At 65.0% G+C, this 15,732-nt stretch carries 16 protein-coding genes; 11 read left to right on the top strand and 5 right to left on the bottom strand.

What is annotated here, in order from left to right; genetic code table 11:
* Positions 1-132: 132 nt before the first annotated feature.
* Positions 133-654 carry a hypothetical protein gene (locus ATO3_RS02225; RefSeq protein ID WP_088648156.1) on the bottom strand — a complete coding sequence of 174 codons (522 nt, stop codon included), beginning with the start codon at positions 652-654 and terminating at the stop codon, positions 133-135.
* A 331-nt stretch (positions 655-985) separates the two neighbouring features.
* Here ATO3_RS02225 and rpsF point away from each other — a divergent pair, with 331 nt between their 5' ends.
* From rpsF to ATO3_RS02250, 5 genes are all read left to right on the top strand, one after another.
* Positions 986-1,339: a 30S ribosomal protein S6 gene (gene rpsF, locus ATO3_RS02230; RefSeq protein WP_088648157.1), complete on the top strand. Its 354-nt coding sequence runs from the start codon at positions 986-988 to the stop codon at positions 1,337-1,339.
* A gap of 23 nt (positions 1,340-1,362) precedes the next feature.
* Positions 1,363-1,590 (top strand): 30S ribosomal protein S18, encoded by a 228-nt coding sequence (gene rpsR / locus ATO3_RS02235; protein WP_075781999.1) that lies wholly within the window; start codon positions 1,363-1,365, stop codon positions 1,588-1,590.
* 12 nt (positions 1,591-1,602) lie between these two features.
* Positions 1,603-2,241 (top strand): 50S ribosomal protein L9, encoded by a 639-nt coding sequence (rplI, locus tag ATO3_RS02240; RefSeq protein ID WP_088648158.1) that lies wholly within the window; start codon positions 1,603-1,605, stop codon positions 2,239-2,241.
* A gap of 287 nt (positions 2,242-2,528) precedes the next feature.
* Complete coding sequence (gene adhP / locus ATO3_RS02245) at positions 2,529-3,545, top strand: alcohol dehydrogenase AdhP (protein WP_088648159.1); 1,017 nt, start codon at positions 2,529-2,531, stop codon at positions 3,543-3,545.
* 331 nt (positions 3,546-3,876) lie between these two features.
* Entirely contained in the window at positions 3,877-4,359 is a 483-nt protein-coding gene (locus ATO3_RS02250; RefSeq protein WP_233152002.1) for a lytic transglycosylase domain-containing protein, read from the top strand.
* A 204-nt stretch (positions 4,360-4,563) separates the two neighbouring features.
* On the opposite strand, the gene ATO3_RS02255 is transcribed toward ATO3_RS02250, so the two are convergent.
* The 3 genes from ATO3_RS02255 to ATO3_RS02265 form a co-directional block, all read right to left on the bottom strand.
* Positions 4,564-4,770, bottom strand: coding sequence for a hypothetical protein (locus ATO3_RS02255; RefSeq protein ID WP_088648161.1), 207 nt, complete (start codon positions 4,768-4,770; stop codon positions 4,564-4,566).
* Between the two features lie 364 nt (positions 4,771-5,134).
* Positions 5,135-6,466, bottom strand: a complete 1,332-nt coding sequence (gene tig / locus ATO3_RS02260) for a trigger factor (protein WP_088648697.1) — start codon at positions 6,464-6,466, stop codon at positions 5,135-5,137.
* A gap of 341 nt (positions 6,467-6,807) precedes the next feature.
* Positions 6,808-7,935, bottom strand: a complete 1,128-nt coding sequence (locus ATO3_RS02265; protein ID WP_088648162.1) for a porin — start codon at positions 7,933-7,935, stop codon at positions 6,808-6,810.
* A 456-nt stretch (positions 7,936-8,391) separates the two neighbouring features.
* On the opposite strand from ATO3_RS02265, the gene ATO3_RS02270 reads away from it, so the two are divergent.
* The 4 genes from ATO3_RS02270 to ugpC all read left to right on the top strand — a co-directional run bounded on the left by ATO3_RS02270 (position 8,392) and on the right by ugpC (position 12,672).
* Positions 8,392-9,699, top strand: coding sequence for an extracellular solute-binding protein (locus tag ATO3_RS02270; RefSeq protein WP_088648163.1), 1,308 nt, complete (start codon positions 8,392-8,394; stop codon positions 9,697-9,699).
* A gap of 82 nt (positions 9,700-9,781) precedes the next feature.
* The gene (locus tag ATO3_RS02275) at positions 9,782-10,663 is read left to right on the top strand and encodes an ABC transporter permease subunit (RefSeq protein WP_088648164.1); all 882 of its coding nucleotides are present in this window, start codon (positions 9,782-9,784) and stop codon (positions 10,661-10,663) included.
* 8 nt (positions 10,664-10,671) lie between these two features.
* Positions 10,672-11,574, top strand: coding sequence for an ABC transporter permease subunit (locus ATO3_RS02280; protein WP_088648165.1), 903 nt, complete (start codon positions 10,672-10,674; stop codon positions 11,572-11,574).
* Positions 11,575-11,610: 36 nt separating this feature from the next.
* Positions 11,611-12,672 carry a sn-glycerol-3-phosphate ABC transporter ATP-binding protein UgpC gene (ugpC, locus tag ATO3_RS02285; RefSeq protein ID WP_088648698.1) on the top strand — a complete coding sequence of 354 codons (1,062 nt, stop codon included), beginning with the start codon at positions 11,611-11,613 and terminating at the stop codon, positions 12,670-12,672.
* 150 nt (positions 12,673-12,822) lie between these two features.
* Here ugpC and ATO3_RS02290 read toward each other — a convergent pair whose 3' ends face one another.
* A complete protein-coding gene (locus ATO3_RS02290) occupies positions 12,823-13,245 on the bottom strand; it encodes an acyl-CoA thioesterase (protein WP_088648166.1) in 423 nt (140 codons plus the stop codon).
* Between the two features lie 293 nt (positions 13,246-13,538).
* On the opposite strand from ATO3_RS02290, the gene ATO3_RS02295 reads away from it, so the two are divergent.
* Together ATO3_RS02295 and ATO3_RS02300 are read left to right on the top strand one after the other, a co-directional pair.
* Positions 13,539-14,720 carry an ABC transporter substrate-binding protein gene (locus ATO3_RS02295; protein ID WP_088648167.1) on the top strand — a complete coding sequence of 394 codons (1,182 nt, stop codon included), beginning with the start codon at positions 13,539-13,541 and terminating at the stop codon, positions 14,718-14,720.
* 91 nt (positions 14,721-14,811) lie between these two features.
* Positions 14,812-15,732, top strand: a complete 921-nt coding sequence (locus ATO3_RS02300) for a branched-chain amino acid ABC transporter permease (protein WP_233152003.1) — start codon at positions 14,812-14,814, stop codon at positions 15,730-15,732.

Below are 15,732 nucleotides of genomic sequence, written 5' to 3' on the forward strand. Positions count from 1 at the left end.
GCAGGACACGTGGCGCCTTCCCGCGGATGCGGCTTAAGGTCTGCGCGGGGCACGCCGACCGGAACGCAAAGCATCATCATGCCCCGAGCAAAGCGCCTCGCCCGGGCCCAAAGCCGGCTCAGGCGGCGCGGATCAGGCGCAGAGCGGTCCGAACTGGTTGCGCAGTTCCCTGAGCATGGCTGGCTCGGGCACCGGCAATGCCAGGAAAGGCGTGCCATCCTCGTTCCACAGCTCGATCTCGCCGGTGGAGATGTAGACCGCGCCGAAACTGTCGTAGGGGCGGCGCAGAACGGTCTCCATCCGGCCATGGGTGTTTCTCCGCGTCACGCGCAGCTCGCGCCGGGCCGGGTCGAAATGCACCTCGGGCTTGGTGTCGTCGTGATTGCGCATCAAAAGCGCCAGGCCGGTGAACAGGAAGAACAGAGAGGCGACAAGCTTCATCACGATGGCATCGGCATCGATCTGCGGATCGGGCAGCACCCACAGCCCGGCCGAGCAGATCACCAGAACCGCGCCCGCGAACTGGAACATCAGACGGGCAATCCCGCTGCCGCTCTCGAAGGTCAGTTTCAGGGGGCGCTGCCGGGCCGAGTGCGCCCGGGGGCGGCTTGGCATGACACGTTTCGTGCCCATGGCCGTGTCAGTGGCGCTCATCGTAAGGAAACTCCTGCACTCCTGTCGGAGCCACATCCTGTGCGCCCCGGAACCGCGGGTTAGCATGTCGTGACTTGGCGGCAACTTTTGGGCGGACACGAGGAATTGGAAAGGCATGGCGCGCAATCGGGACACATGCGACTGCAGCGGCGGCGCACCGGCGACCGACCGGCCCGGCGCGTGACGGGCATTCACGCTTGAACCCTGCCCAGAACCGTGTATGAGGGCACTTCCTCCGCAAGCCAGATGAACCGCGCAGTCTCTCGTGGTGGGACCGCGGAGGTCGCCTGTCCCGCCTTTGAAATGCGCCTCGATACAAACAGGAGTGCACATGCCGCTTTACGAGCATGTCTTCATTTCGCGTCAGGACCTGTCGAACACCCAGGCCGAAGGTCTGATCGAACATTTCGGCGCCGTTCTGAACGACAATGGCGGTCATATCGTCGACCAGGAATACTGGGGCGTTAAGACCATGGCCTACAAGATCAACAAGAACCGCAAGGGCCACTACGCCTTTCTCCGCACCAACGCGCCCGCGCCCGCCATCCAGGAGATGGAACGCCTGATGCGCCTGCACGACGACGTCATGCGCGTTCTGACCATCAAGGTCGACGAACACGCCGAAGGCCCGTCGATCCAGATGCAGAAGCGCGACGAGCGCGACAGCCGCCGCGACCGTCGCTGAGCCCCAGAGAAAGGACCTAAATCATGGCCGCAAAACCGTTTTTCCGCCGTCGCAAGGTCTGCCCCTTCTCGGGCGACAATGCACCCAAGATCGACTACAAGGACACACGCCTCCTGCAGCGCTACATTTCCGAGCGCGGCAAGATCGTGCCGTCGCGGATCACCGCCGTGTCCTCGAAGAAGCAGCGTGAACTGGCCCGTGCGATCAAACGCGCCCGTTTCCTCGCGCTTCTGCCCTACGCCGTGAAGTAAGGAGTACGCATCATGCAAGTCATCCTTCTCGAACGCGTTGCCAAGCTTGGCCAGATGGGCGATGTCGTCGACGTCAAGCCGGGCTATGCGCGCAACTACCTGCTGCTCCAGAAAAAGGCGCTGACCGCGTCCAAGGCCAATATCGCGGCCTTCGAAGAGCAGAAGTCGCAGCTGGAAGCCCGCAACCTGGAAACCCGCAAGGAAGCGGAAGCCCTGGGCGAAAAGCTCGACGGACAGCAGTTCATCGTGATTCGCCAGGCCTCCGACGGCGGCTCGCTCTACGGCTCGGTCACCACGCGTGACGCCGCGGATGCCGCCACCGAAGCCGGCTTCAGCATCGACCGCAAGCAGGTCAACATCCCCACCCCGATCAAGGAGCTGGGTCTGCACGGCGTGACCGTGACCCTGCACCCCGAGGTCGAGGTCACCATGAAGCTCAACGTCGCGCGGTCGCCCGAAGAGGCCGAACTGCAGGCGTCGGGCAAGTCGATCCAGGAGCTGGCCGCCGAAGAGGAAGCCGCTGCCGAATTCGAGATCGCGGAACTGTTCGACGACATCGGCTCGGCCGCGTCCGACGACGACGACCTGGCACCGGTGGCCGAGGCCGTTGGCGCCGAGGTCGACAGCGACGACGACAGCACCACCAGCTGATCCCTCTCGGATCGCAGGTAGGAACACAGGCCGCGCCAGGCAGACTGGCGCGGCCTTTTTCTTTTGCGGTGCCGTTTCCCGGGCAGGGCCGCATGTCCGGCAGGACGCTGCGCGGCACCCGGCCAGGACGGACACCCGAAGCCGGCCGGGCCTGATCCAGATCAATGCTGCCCGCCCATCCTGAACGCATGGTCGCGACCGAGGACCGGCCCCGCCGGGCCCGGCACATCGACCACAGGGCAGCGTCCGGCCCCGGGCCCTGCCGTTTCGGCGTAGGAGTAAATGTCATGGCCACCATGAAAGCCGCAGTTGTCACGGAATTCGGCAAGCCGCTGGAGATTCGCGAGGTTGAGAAGCCCACCGCCGCCCCCGGCAAGATCGTCGTGAAGATCGAGGCTTCGGGCGTCTGCCACACCGACCTTCATGCGGCGTCGGGGGACTGGCCGGTCAAACCCAACCCGCCCTTCATCCCCGGCCATGAAGGCGTCGGCATCGTCGCCGAGGTGGGCGCCGGCGTCACCGCGGTGAAGGAAGGCGACCGCGTCGGCGTGCCCTGGCTGCACACCGCCTGCGGCCATTGCCACCATTGCTGCGGCGGCTGGGAAACGCTTTGCACCGATCAGCAGAACACCGGCTATTCGGTCAATGGCGGCTTCGCAGATTACGTGCTGGCCGACCCGAACTATGTCGGCCACCTGCCCGCCGCGCTGGCTTTCGCGCCCGCCGCGCCGGTGCTCTGCGCCGGGGTGACCGTCTACAAGGGCCTGAAAGAGACCGAGACAAAGCCCGGCCAGACCGTGGCGATCATGGGCATCGGCGGGCTTGGCCACATGGCGGTGCAATATGCCAAGGCGATGGGGATGCACGTGGTGGCCGTCGACATCTCGGACGACAAGCTGGCGCTGGCCCGCAAGCTTGGCGCCGACGAGGTGATCAACGCCGCCAACACCGATCCGGCGGCCGAGGTGCAGAAGGGCGGCGGGGTCGAGGGCGTGCTGGTCACAGCCGTGTCGACCTCCTCCTTCGGCCAGGGACTGGGCATGCTGGCGCGCGGTGGCACGATGAGCCTGGTGGGCCTGCCGCCCGGCGGGTTCGAACTGCCGATCTTCGACGTGGTGCTGACCCGCAAGACCATCCGCGGCTCCATCGTCGGCACGCGCAACGACCTGCACGAGTCGCTCGATTTTGCCGCCGAAGGCAAGGTTGCGGCGCATTTCACGACCGAGCGGCTGGAAGACATCAACTCGATCTTCGACCGCATGAAGGCCGGTGCGATCGACGGCCGCATCGTGATGGAGATCTGAGAATCCCGCCCGGGGCGGTCTCCGCGCCACTCCGGGCACGAAGAAGCTCATGTACTGGCAGCACCCACTCTTACGTTGAACGGAACAACATCGCTCGCCCCTCCCTGCCCCGCGCGGCCCTGTCCCGATCTGCCTCGGCCCTGCCAGCGAGGCCCGCGCCAGCCCGGCTTCGACGCGCGCCGCTCTGTCGCAGAGCCGCGCGCACAATCGGCGGTAGATGCCCTGATTCTGACGCGAACGGGCAGAACCTTGCCGATGCGACAGAGTGGAACGGAACTCCAAGCTAGGCATGGCCGCCAAACCCGGGGTAAGGAAAACCATGACACAGGTGATGCGACCCCTCATACTGGTCCTATTGGCCGTAACCCTGGCCACCACGGGCTGTACAAGCAGCAGAACCGACGAGACGACGTCGGCCAAGCTGCAGTTCGCTGCGGACGAGCCTCCGCTTTACCCCAACGAAACGCCGGAACTGCGTGCCAAGATCAACAAGTGGGCCGATTTCTACGAGGTCCCCCGCGCGTTGGTCCATCGCGTGGTGATCCGCGAAAGCACGCACCGGCCCTGGGCGCGCAACGGCCCCTATTACGGGCTGATGCAGATCCTGCCGGCGACGGCGCGCGGCATGGGCTACAGCGGATCGGCCGACGGGCTGCTGGACGCCGATACCAACCTGGAATACGCGGTGAAATACCTGCGCGGCGCCTGGATGGTCTCGGACGGCACCCATCGCGACGCGGTCGGCTGGTACGCCAAGGGCTATTACTACCAGGCGAAGAAGCTGGGGATGCTGGAAGAAACCGGCGTCCGCTGACCGACCTTCGGGCCAGGCCTTATCCCCCGGATCGCGGCATGGCGCATCGCGCGCCGTGCCAGGTTCCATTGGAAGGCTACGCGCCGACGGGCGAACGGTCGGACAGGGGCATCGCCACATCTTGTGCGGCACCGTTCCGGTTCTGGATATCCTGCGCGCGCAGCGCGCCTGCCCCTTCTACGCGCGAAGTGCGCGGCCCGGCCGTCAGGCCGATTTACCGAACTGCTCGGGCCGGCCGCAGCGATAGCTGCTGATCCGCCAATCGGGATGAGTCGCTTTCCACTCCGCCAGGTGCGGCTGCGCATTCATAAGGCAGGCCATCGGGGTCATTTGTTCCTGGAACAGCAGGCTGTGTTCCTGGCAGACATCGGGGCTCGCCTGCAGGCAGGTCACGAATACGAGTGCGATCATCTTTCAATTCCTTTCAGGGCATCCACTGGATACGGCTTCGCAACGGCGAAACCTTCTGGCTCCTCCCCAAAATCCGGTTGATCGTGCGCACGGTCGTATCGGATCAGGACCCGGCGATGCGCAGGTTCAATCCTGAGTCTCTCTGCTTCGCGGGTTGCAATTTGCATGCTGCAGCGCAGCACGAAAGGCAAAGCCTTCCTGCGCAGGCTTACACGAAAACATCACAATCTGTTTAACGGCGCCTCGATTCTGGGCGCACGACACGGCGCCTCGATTCCGCGCGAATGGCACCAGACCAACAAAAGAAGGGCCGGCGCAATGGCCGGCCCGTTCCGATCTTTCCCCTCAGGTGCAGAAGCCGGGCTTACGCCTCGTCTTCCTCCAGTGCCTCGACGGCTTCTTTCAGCTCGTCCTTGGTCACGTCCTTTTCCGAGATCTGGGCCAGCTCGAAGACATAGTCCACGACCTTGTCCTCGAAGATCGGTGCGCGCAGCTGCTGTTGCATCTGCGGGTTCTGCTGCACGAATTCGAAGAACTGGCGTTCCTGGCCCGGGTACTGGCGCGCCTGCGTCATGATCGCCTGGGTCATCTCGGCATCCGACACCTCGACCTCGGCCTTCTGGCCCAGCTCGGCCAGCAGCAGGCCCAGGCGCACGCGGCGCTCGGCAAGCTTCACATGCTCTTCGGTCGGCTCGATCTCGGGGTGATCATGACCCTCGTGATCTGGGTTTTCCTCGTGCCACAGCTGGTGCGCGATTTGCTTGGCTTCGGCGTCCAGCAGGCTCGGCGGAAGGTCAAACGACACGACATCGTCCAGCGCGTCGAGCAGCTTGCGCTTCAGGACCGAACGCGAAGCGCCGGCATATTCGGCCTCGAGCCGTTCCTTGATCTGGCCTTTCAGCGCCTCGAGATCCTCGGCGCCGAATTTCTTGGCCAGCTCGTCGTTGATCTCGGCCGCCTTGGGCGACTTGACCTCTTTCACGGTGCAGTCAAAGACCGCTTCCTTGCCGGCCAGGTGCGCGGCGCCGTATTCCTCGGGGAAGGTCACGGTCACGGCCTTTTCCTCGCCCGCGGTCACGCCGACCAGCTGCTCCTCGAAGCCGGGGATGAAGCTGCCCGAGCCCAGAACCAGCGGGTAATCCTCGGCCGAGCCGCCTTCGAACGCCTCGTCGTCGACCTTGCCGACGAAGTCGAAGACCACCTGGTCGCCGTCCTCGGCCGCGCCGTCCTTGGCTTCGAAGTCCTGTGCGTTCTCGGCCAGGCTTTCCAGCGCCTCGTTCACCGACTCTTCGTCGGCTTTCACGACCATCTTCTCCAGCGTGATCGTCGACAGGTCGACCTCGGGGATCTGGGGCAGCGCCTCGTAGGTCATCTCGACCTGGACGTCGTCGCCTTCTTTCCAGTCCTCGTTGGTCATCTTGACCTGCGGCTGCAGCGCCGGGCGGTCGCCGCTGTCCTCGAAATGCTGGGACATGGCGCCGTCAATGCTTTCCTGCATGACTTCGCCCAGAAGACGCTGGCCGAACTGGCGCTTGAGCAGCGGCAGCGGCACCTTGCCCTTGCGGAAGCCCTTCATTTCGATGTCGGGCTGGGCCTCGACCAGCTTCTCCATGACCTTCTCGTCCAGCTCGCTGGCGGTCACGGTGATGGCATAGCCGCGTTTCAGCCCCTCGTTCAGCGTCTCGGTAACCTGCATGTCGTCTTTCCCCATGGCTCAATCCCGCGGGGAGCCCCCGCGCGGGCGCGCGAAAATTTGGCACCTTCTATTGGCGCGACCGGGACTGTGCAAGCGACTAACGCGGATTGGCCGGATTTGGGCGCTGAAATCCGCGGGAGACCGGGGTTTGTTAAGGAAATACGGGGAAACGAGGGTATCGGGCCCTGCCCTGAGGCGCCCCGGCGCCCGGCGTTCGCGATATCGCGGGTCATGGCACAGTGCAGGCCATCCCGCCCCGGGCGACAGGTCCGGGCGAGTCCCGCCCCCCGGCCCTATGATCGCGCCGCGCGCACTGCGCGGCAGGACCGCGGCCGTCGCGGTCAGAACCGCCAGCGCGCGCCCAGGATCACCGAGCTGGCGTCCTGGTAGGTCGTCGGGCTGTTGTCCTCGAATCCATAGATCCGGTAGCCGAGATAGGTCTCAAGGTCCCAGTCCTCGACCGTCTGCACCAGGCCCACCCCCCAGGCATCCGACTCCGACCGGGTCGCCCCGTTGGTCAGCGCCATGTCTGAGCCGTGGTAATAATCCACCGCCAGCGCCGTCTGCCCGATCGGCAGCCAGTCGCCCTTGTAGCCAAGCTTGGCATAACTGAAGCTGCCGTCGGTGTCGCGGTTGCCCATGGCAGCCGTGACGGTCACGCCCGAGCCATGCTCCGCCGAGGCGGAGGCGAAGACATCGTTGCGGTCCGGCCGGTCCGGCCGATGCAGGCTTTGATAGCCGAGGCCGGCGCCGATCCGCAGCGGCCCGATGTCACCCTCGTAGCGCAGCGCCACGTCCCAGATGTCGGCATCGGCATTCTCGCTCAGGATGTCCTGCCCGATGGCGGCCGAGGCGGTGAAACCGCCGAAATCCGGCGTCTGGTAACGGAACCGGCCGTAGCGGCCGCCGTCATAGCTGGCATAGGCGTCGGAGAAGGGGATCCCCGTCAGCGCCCCCTGGTCGTCGCGCAGCTGGATCCGGCCGGTGATATCGGTGACCGAGACATAGTTGGTCAGCACCGTTCCGCTGAAATCCACCTGCCCAGCCCCGTCCGAGGCCATGCTGCCCTGTCCCACGAAGACACTGCCGTAATCCGACCGCAGCCGAAGGTCGATCTTGCGGATATCGGTGCGCTGCCAGTCCATCCAGGACCGGTCGCCCTCGTTCAGCTGGCTGAGACCCGAGGTGGAGCGGAAGCCGAGCGCGGTTTCGACGTTGAACGACAGCTCGGTCCCGTTGGCGAAGGCCTGTTCGTACCAGAAGCCGACCCGCGAATTGGAAGCGGTGTTGTCGTCCAGCTCGGAAGTGGTCGCCGCGCCATCGTCGACCGACAGCCACGCCGGGTTCAGCTGGCCATAGCCCCAGACCCTGCCGCCATTTTCATTGGTGAAGATCGGTCCGGCGAGCGCCGCGCCGCCGGTCAGGGAGAGGCCGGCCGCCAGCAGCGGCAAGGAAAAACGGTGGCGCATGGACGCTCCTGTCGGGGTTACGGGTGGCCGGGACAAGACCCTGGGCACCTGGGGGAGTCGGTCTCTGCTTACCGCAGGGACCATGACACAAGCGTTAAGCGAAGGCGTGACATCGCGACGTGTTCCTGCACGTGACGTTGCATCCTGGGCACAAGCGCCCCCCGGGCCCGCCAGGACCGGCAGACTCGTGTCAGCCCCCCAAGGCGGCCCGGGGCCATCTGCTGAACCGGGTCGGCTCGTCATGGGGGACGCAGGCGCAAGGTCCGGAGCAGGCGGCGTTATCCACAGATCGGAGCCCCCCTGTGGACAAGTCCATGACCGCGCGGACCCGGGGCCGCCGATGACAGCCGCTGTCATGCGAGCTTCATAAAACCATCACGAACTCGTTTCGCAATGTGCCTAGGGACGCCGGTCAAGGGGCCACCAACGGGTCCCGCAACCACTTGGAGTCGTCTCATGACCTTTTCCTCGAAAGCTGCGGCTGCCGCCGTGGCCGTCGCGGGCCTCGCCGGCAGCGCGAGCGCACAGACAGAAATCACCTGGTGGCACGCCATGGGCGGGCACCTGGGCGATGTCGTCAACCAGATCGCGACAGAGTTCAACGCCTCGCAATCCGATTACCGGATCACCCCGGTGTTCAAGGGCGGCTACGAAGAGACCCTGACCGCCGGCATCGCCGCCTTCCGCGCGGGCGAGCAGCCCAACATCATGCAGGTCTTCGACGCCGGCGCCGCCACCGTGATCGGTGCCAAGGGCGCCACCGTCCCGGTGCAGACCCTGCTTGAAGACAACGGCGTCGATTTCGACATCGAAGACTACATCTCGGGCGTGCGCTACTTCTATGCCGACACCGACGGCACCATGATCGGCATGCCGTTCAACTCGTCCTCGCCGGTGCTGTACTACAACGCCGACGCGCTGGCCGAGGCCGGTGTCGAGGCCCCCAAGACCTACGAAGAATTCGCCGAGATCGCGCCTGCCCTGAAGGACGCCGGCTATATCCCGATGGTGCAGACGCACCTGCCCTGGGAATTCGTCGAGAACTTCCATTCGCGCCACAACCTGCCCTTCGCCAGCAACGACAACGGCTACGAGGGCGCCAACGGCACCGAGATCCTGATCAACTCGCCCGAGATGGCCATGCACTTCACCAAGGTGAAGGAATGGCTGGACAACGACCTGTTCGGCTTCTTCGGCGTCAGCTGGGACGACAACAAGGCCCAGTTCACCGACGGCAAGGCAGCGATGTACATCGGTTCCTCGGGCGATTTCGGCGGCCTGACCGCCCTGGACCTGCCGTTTGAATGGTCCAACACCTACCTGCCCTACTGGGAAGAAATCACCGCCGAGGGCTACCAGACCTTCATCGGCGGCGCGTCGCTCTTCGCCATGTCCGGCAAATCCGACGAAGAGAACAAGGCCACCGCAGCCTTCTTCGAATTCCTGACCTCGCCCGAAGTCCAGTACATGTGGCACCGCGAAACGGGCTATGTGCCGATCACCAACGCGGCCTACGAGCTGGCGAAGGAAGACGGCCATTACGACCGTTTCCCCGCCGCCGAAACCGGCATCAAGCAGCTTCAGCTGCAATCGGGCGAGAACACCCGCGGCTACCGCATGGGCTTCTACGTCCAGATCCGCGACATCGAGAACCGTGAACTGTCGCGCTTCCTCAATGGCGAGATCACGATCGAACAGGCGCTCTCGACGATCGAGACGGAAGGCAACGAGCTTCTGGCCCGCTTCGCGCAGACCGTGAACTGAGCCCGTTCCCGCTTCACCACCGGCGGCTGCCTCGCGCGGCCGCCGGTTCCCGTTCTTGCAAGACCATAATCGAGGCCGAACCTTGAAACGCGCTGGATTCACCAATCCCTGGCTGCCCGTGCTGCTTCTGCTGCCGCAGCTCGCCATCATCTGCCTGTTCTTCTACTGGCCGGCCTGGCAGGCTCTCAAATCCTCCTTCTTCCTTCAGGACCCCTTCGGCTTCGGCTCGGTCTTCGTGGGCTGGGACAATTACACCCGGTTGTTCCGCAACGAGGAATACCTGCGCATCGCCGGCTTCACGGTGATTTTCTCGGTCCTCGTGACCTTCTTTTCCCTCGCCCTCGCGCTGCTGCTGGCGGTCAAGGCCGACAAGGTGATCCGGGGCGCGAAGACCTATCGCACCCTGCTGATGTGGGTCTATGCCGTGGCGCCGCCCGTCGCGGGCTTTATCACGCTGATCATGTTCAACCAGCGCTGGGGCCCGCTGACCGAATTCTTCGCGCTGTTCGGCTGGGATTTCCGCGTGCGGCTGGATTACACCGACACCGCCATCGCACTTGTCATCGCCTCGGTCTGGAAGCAGATTCCGGTGAACTTCATCTTCTTCCTGTCGGGCCTGCAATCCATCCCGCGCGCGGTGCGCGAGGCGGCCCTGATCGACAACCGCTCGGCCTTTGGCCGGTTCTGGACGGTGACCTTCCCGCTGCTGGCGCCGACGGGCTTCTTCCTGCTGATCATCAACATCACCTACGCGCTTTTCGACACCTTCGGCACGATCGACACGATCCTGCGCAACAACCCCGGCGATAACCCGATCACCCTTGTCTACAAGGTCTATCTCGATGGCTTCCGCGGCCAGGACATGGGCGGATCCTCGGCCCAGTCGGTGATCCTGATGGTGCTCGTCCTGGCGCTGACGATCTTCCAGTTCCGGATGGTCGAACGCCGCATCCATTACACGTGAGGCCGACCATGGCAGACATGACCGACACCCGCGCCATCCCCACGGCCGCCACCCCGCGCAGGCGCCGGCTGCGCTGGGGCGCCATAGCCGATCACGCAGTGCTGATCGCCGGCGCCTTCGTGATGATGGCCCCGCTGCTGATGCTGCTGCAGATGAGCACGGTGCCCGATGCCGAGATCCTGAAATCCGGACCATCCTTGCGGATCGGCGACCAGTTCGGGCCGAACCTGGAAAAGGCGATGTTCGGGTCGATGTCGTTTTCCGGCGAGAACACCGGCCTGTCGATGTTCCGCAACTCGCTGATCCTAGGGCTGGGCTTTGCCCTGGGCAAGATCGTCATCTCGATGATGGCGGCCTATGCGATCGTCTACTTTCGCCTGCGGTTCGCCACGCTGGCCTTCTGGCTGATCTTCACCACCCTGCTGCTGCCGCTCGAGGTGCGCATCCTGCCCTCCTACGAGGTGACGCAGAAGCTGGGCCTGCTGAACAGCTACGGCGGGCTGATCATCCCGCTGATCGCCTCGGCCACGGCCACCTTCTTCTTCCGGCAGTATTTCATGTCGGTCCCAGAAGAGCTGGTCGAGGCCGCGCGGATCGACGGCGCAGGCCCGGTGAAGTTCTTCATCGACATCCTCGTGCCGCTGTCGAAGACCATGATCGCGGCGATCTTCATCATCATGTTCGTCTATGGCTGGAACCAGTACCTGTGGCCGACGATGATCGTCACCGACGAGGGCAAGATGACCCTGGTTCAGGGGATCCGGCAGATCACCCAAGGGCTTGAAGGCAACCACATTCCCGAATTCGGCCGGTCCAACCTTCTGGCGATCCTGGCGGTTCTGCCGCCCGTTCTGGTCGTGATCTTCTTCCAGAGCTGGTTCGTCAAGGGCCTCACCGAAAGCGACAAGTAAGGAGAAACGCACATGGACAAAGTCATGGACAAAGTGATGGGCAACGTGCGTCTGCAGGGGGTCACCAAGACCTATCCCAACGGAACCCTTGCGGTGCATCCCACCAGCATCGACATCGCGGACGGCGAGCTGATCGTGCTGGTCGGTCCCTCGGGCTGCGGCAAGTCCACGCTCTTGCGCATGGTCGCGGGGCTGGAGGAGATCACCGGCGGCACGGTGACGATCGGCGGACGCGCGGTCAACGACCTTGACCCGGCCGAACGCGACATCGCGATGGTGTTCCAGAACTATGCGCTTTACCCGCATATGACGGTCTACAAGAACATGGCCTACGGTCTGAAGAACCGCGGCAAGCCGAAGGCCGAGATCGACGAGAAGGTGCGCGCGGCGGCCGAGATGCTGAACCTGACCGACTATCTCGACCGCAAGCCCTCGCAGCTGTCGGGCGGCCAGCGCCAGCGGGTCGCCATGGGGCGTGCCATCGTGCGCGAACCGGCGCTGTTTCTCTTCGACGAGCCGCTGTCGAACCTGGATGCCAAGCTGCGCAACCAGATGCGGGTCGAGATCCGCGCGCTGCAGAGGCGCATCGGCGTGACCTCGATCTACGTGACCCACGACCAGGTCGAGGCGATGACCATGGCGGACCGGATCGTCGTGCTGAACGGCGGCAGGATCGAGCAGATCGGCACGCCGGCCGAGATCTATCGCCAGCCCGCGTCGACCTTCGTGGCCAGCTTCATGGGCGCGCCGCCGATGAACCTTGTGCCCGCCGATTACAGCGGCAACGGCTCGGTGCGGGTCTGCGGGACCGAGCTGCCCCTGGGGCGGTCGGCCGATTACCGCGGCGCGGTGTCGCTGGGCGTGCGGCCCGAGGACGTGGACCTTGCGACCGGCGCCGGGGACGGGCCCGCCCTGCCCTTCGACCTGCACCTGGTCGAGGAGCTGGGCGCGCACCGGCTGCTGCACGGCAAGGTCCATGCGCATCCCTTCGTGGTGAACGTGCACAATGCCACCGCGCTCTCCGAAGGCCGGATGTACCTGCGGGTGGCGCCCGGGAACCTGCACATGTTCGCCCCCGACAGCGGCCGCAGGATCTGATCGCGACCCCGGTTCAGGCAACCCCGGCGGCACTCCCGCCCCCCGAACCGGCCTGGCTGCGCCAGCCCGCCCCGGGCGTTGGGCCCGGCCGCGCGCCCTTCGGGCGCGCGGTGGTGGCACCCTGTCCAGACCGCTGCGTAGGGTGGGGTTCTACCCTACCGCCCCCTCCAGCCGGGCGCGCAGCGGCGCCATCTCGCCCGCGCGCAGCCGCCCCTCGTGCGGGATGAACAGCCCCCGGACCTCGTGCCCCTCGATCACCGGCCGTCCGTCGATCAGCCCGACATAGCCCAGCCGCAGCGCCTTGGGTCGCCAGTCTTCCAGCCGCAGTTGCAGATCCATCATGTCGCCGTCCCGCGCCGGCGCCGGAAACCGCGCGCCCACGTCCATCAGCCCGATCCCGATCGCCCCCAGCTCCTGACAGAGCGCGGCGTGCCCGCCCGTGAACCGGCGCTGCAGGAAGGAATGGAAGCAGCGGTCGAACCATCTGAAATAATTCGGATAATAGACGATACCGGCCGGATCGCAGTGGCCGAAGCTGATCTCGATCTCCAGGCTGAAATCGGGCGTTGACATGGATGGCTCTCCGGAGGCTTGGCAGGTCTCGCAGCCAAAGACAAACTGCGGGTAAGGTCAAGCGCGCGGCCAGCCGGCGCGGCCCGTCGACGGGCGGGCCGGGCGCCGGCGGCAATGGCAAGACCAGGGCGATTTTCCGAAGCAGACCGGGGTCCTGTCCCTTTGCCTGCGCGGCGCGGGGTCCGGGCCGGGGCGCGGGGAAACGACATTGCGCGAAAGCTTGAGACATGCACTATGATACGAAAAATTGATAATGCGAAAATTGGCCTGAAACGGGCATCAAGGGAGGTATTATGACACGAATTGCAACACTGGCGCTGCTCGCCAGCGTCGCCTCGACCGCCGTTCTGGCCAATGAGGCGAAGATCGGCTTTGTCACCACGCTGACCACCGGAGCCGCCGTCATCGGCAACGACATGAAGAATGCCGTGGACCTGGCGATCGAGCATCTCGACGGCAAGGCCGGCGACACCACGATCGAGGTCATCTTTGGCGACGACGGCTTCGCGCCCGAGACCGGCAAGCAGGTCACCGACAAGCTGGTCAAGCAGGACGACGTGGATTTCGTCGCCGGCTACATCTGGAGCCACGTGCTGCTGGCCTCGCGCAAGACCGTGCTGGATGCGGACAAGTTCCTGATCTCGGCCAATGCCGGACCCAGCCAGATCGCCGGAAAGCTCTGCGATCCCAACTTCTTCTCGACCTCCTGGCAGAACGACCAGACGCCCATGGCCATGGGCGAGGTGCTGAACCGGCAGGGGGTCAAATCGCTCTATGTCATGGCGCCGAACTATGCCGCGGGCAAGGACATGGTCGCCGGCGTCGAACGCACCTTCGAAGGCGAGATCGTCGGCAAGGACCTGACCAAATGGGGCGCCGACGCGCAGCTGGACTTCTCGGCCGAACTGGCCAAGGCGAAGGCCTCCGGCGCCGACGGGATCTTCGTCTTCTACCCCGGGGCCGCCGGCGGGGCCTTCATCCGGCAATACGACCAGGCCGGGCTGAAGGACACGCTGCCGCTCTATTCCGTCTTCACCGTCGATGCGCTGAGCCTGCCCAAGCTGGAGGAGGCCGATTTCCAGGCCGTCCTGGGCAGCCGCACCACCCAGCAATGGGACCCGACGCTGGACAACGCGGCGAACCAGAAATTCGTCACCGATTTCAAGGCGAAATACGGCACCTACCCGTCCTACTACGCGGCGCAATCCTATGATGCGATCATGCTGATCGCCTCGGCGATCGAGGCCGTGGGCGGCGACATGGACGACAAGGACGGCCTGCGCGCGGCGCTGAAGGCCGCCGATTTCGACAGCGTCCGGGGCGAATTCTCCTTCGGCACGAACAACATGCCGGTGCAGGATTTCTACCTGCGCGAGGTGGTCACGGACGACGACGGCACCTGGACCACCAAGGTGGTCGAGACGGTCTACGACAATGCTGTCGATCCCTATGCCGCCGATTGCAAGATGAAGTGAGGCGCAGCCTCGGGGGCCGGCCGGGACGTATCCGGCCGGCCCCTGCATGTCCGCGCCCCGGATTTCCAAACGCCAGCCAGGACCCGCTCCCTTGGACCTGACCCTGTTCACCATCCAGCTTCTGAACGGCCTGCAGCTTGGTCTGCTGCTGTTCCTCGTGGCTTCGGGCCTGACGCTGGTCTTCGGCATTCTCGATTTCGTCAACCTCGCCCATGCCTCGCTCTACATGCTGGGCGCGTTCATCTGCGCGTCGTTCACGCTGTGGCTGGGCAATTTCGTCTGGGGCGTCCTGCTGGCGCTTCCGGTCACGGCGCTGGTCGGGCTGGTGGTCGAACGGGTGGTGGCCCGGCCGCTCTACGCCCGCGACCACCTGGACCAGGTGCTGGCGACCTTCGGCCTGATCCTGGTCATCGACACGGCCGCGCAGCTGATCTGGGGCCCCGCCGGCATCGCCGTGCCCCTGCCTGACTGGCTTGAGGGCCAGGTGCAGATCGGCGCGGTGACCCTGCCGAGCTTCCGTCTGCTGATCATCGGCGCGGGCCTGATGGCCGCGGCCGGGCTGTTCTGGCTGGTCAATTACACGCGGCTGGGGATGCTGATCCGCGCCGGCGCGTCGAACCGCACGATGGTGTCGGCGCTGGGGATCGACATCCAGTCGCTTTTTGCGCTCGTCTTCGCGCTGGGGGCCACGCTGGCGGGGCTTGCCGGCATGCTGATCGCGCCGATCACCGAGGCGTCCATCGGCATGGGCAATTCGGTCATCATCACCGCCTTCGTCGTCATCATCGTGGGCGGCATCGGATCCATGAAGGGCGCTTTCATCGCCGCGCTGATGATCGGGCTGATCGACACGCTGGGGCGGTCCTTCCTCGACGACATCTTCAAGCTGGTCATGTCCACCGAAGCGGCCGAAACCTCGGCGCCGGCAATCTCAGCCATGCTGATCTACATCATCATGGCGGCGGTTCTGGCCTTCAAACCCAGCGGTCTCTTCCCGCCCAAGGTCCGCTAG

This window comes from Marinibacterium profundimaris (assembly GCF_002210095.1).
Taxonomy (GTDB): Bacteria; Pseudomonadota; Alphaproteobacteria; order Rhodobacterales; family Rhodobacteraceae; genus Marinibacterium; species Marinibacterium profundimaris.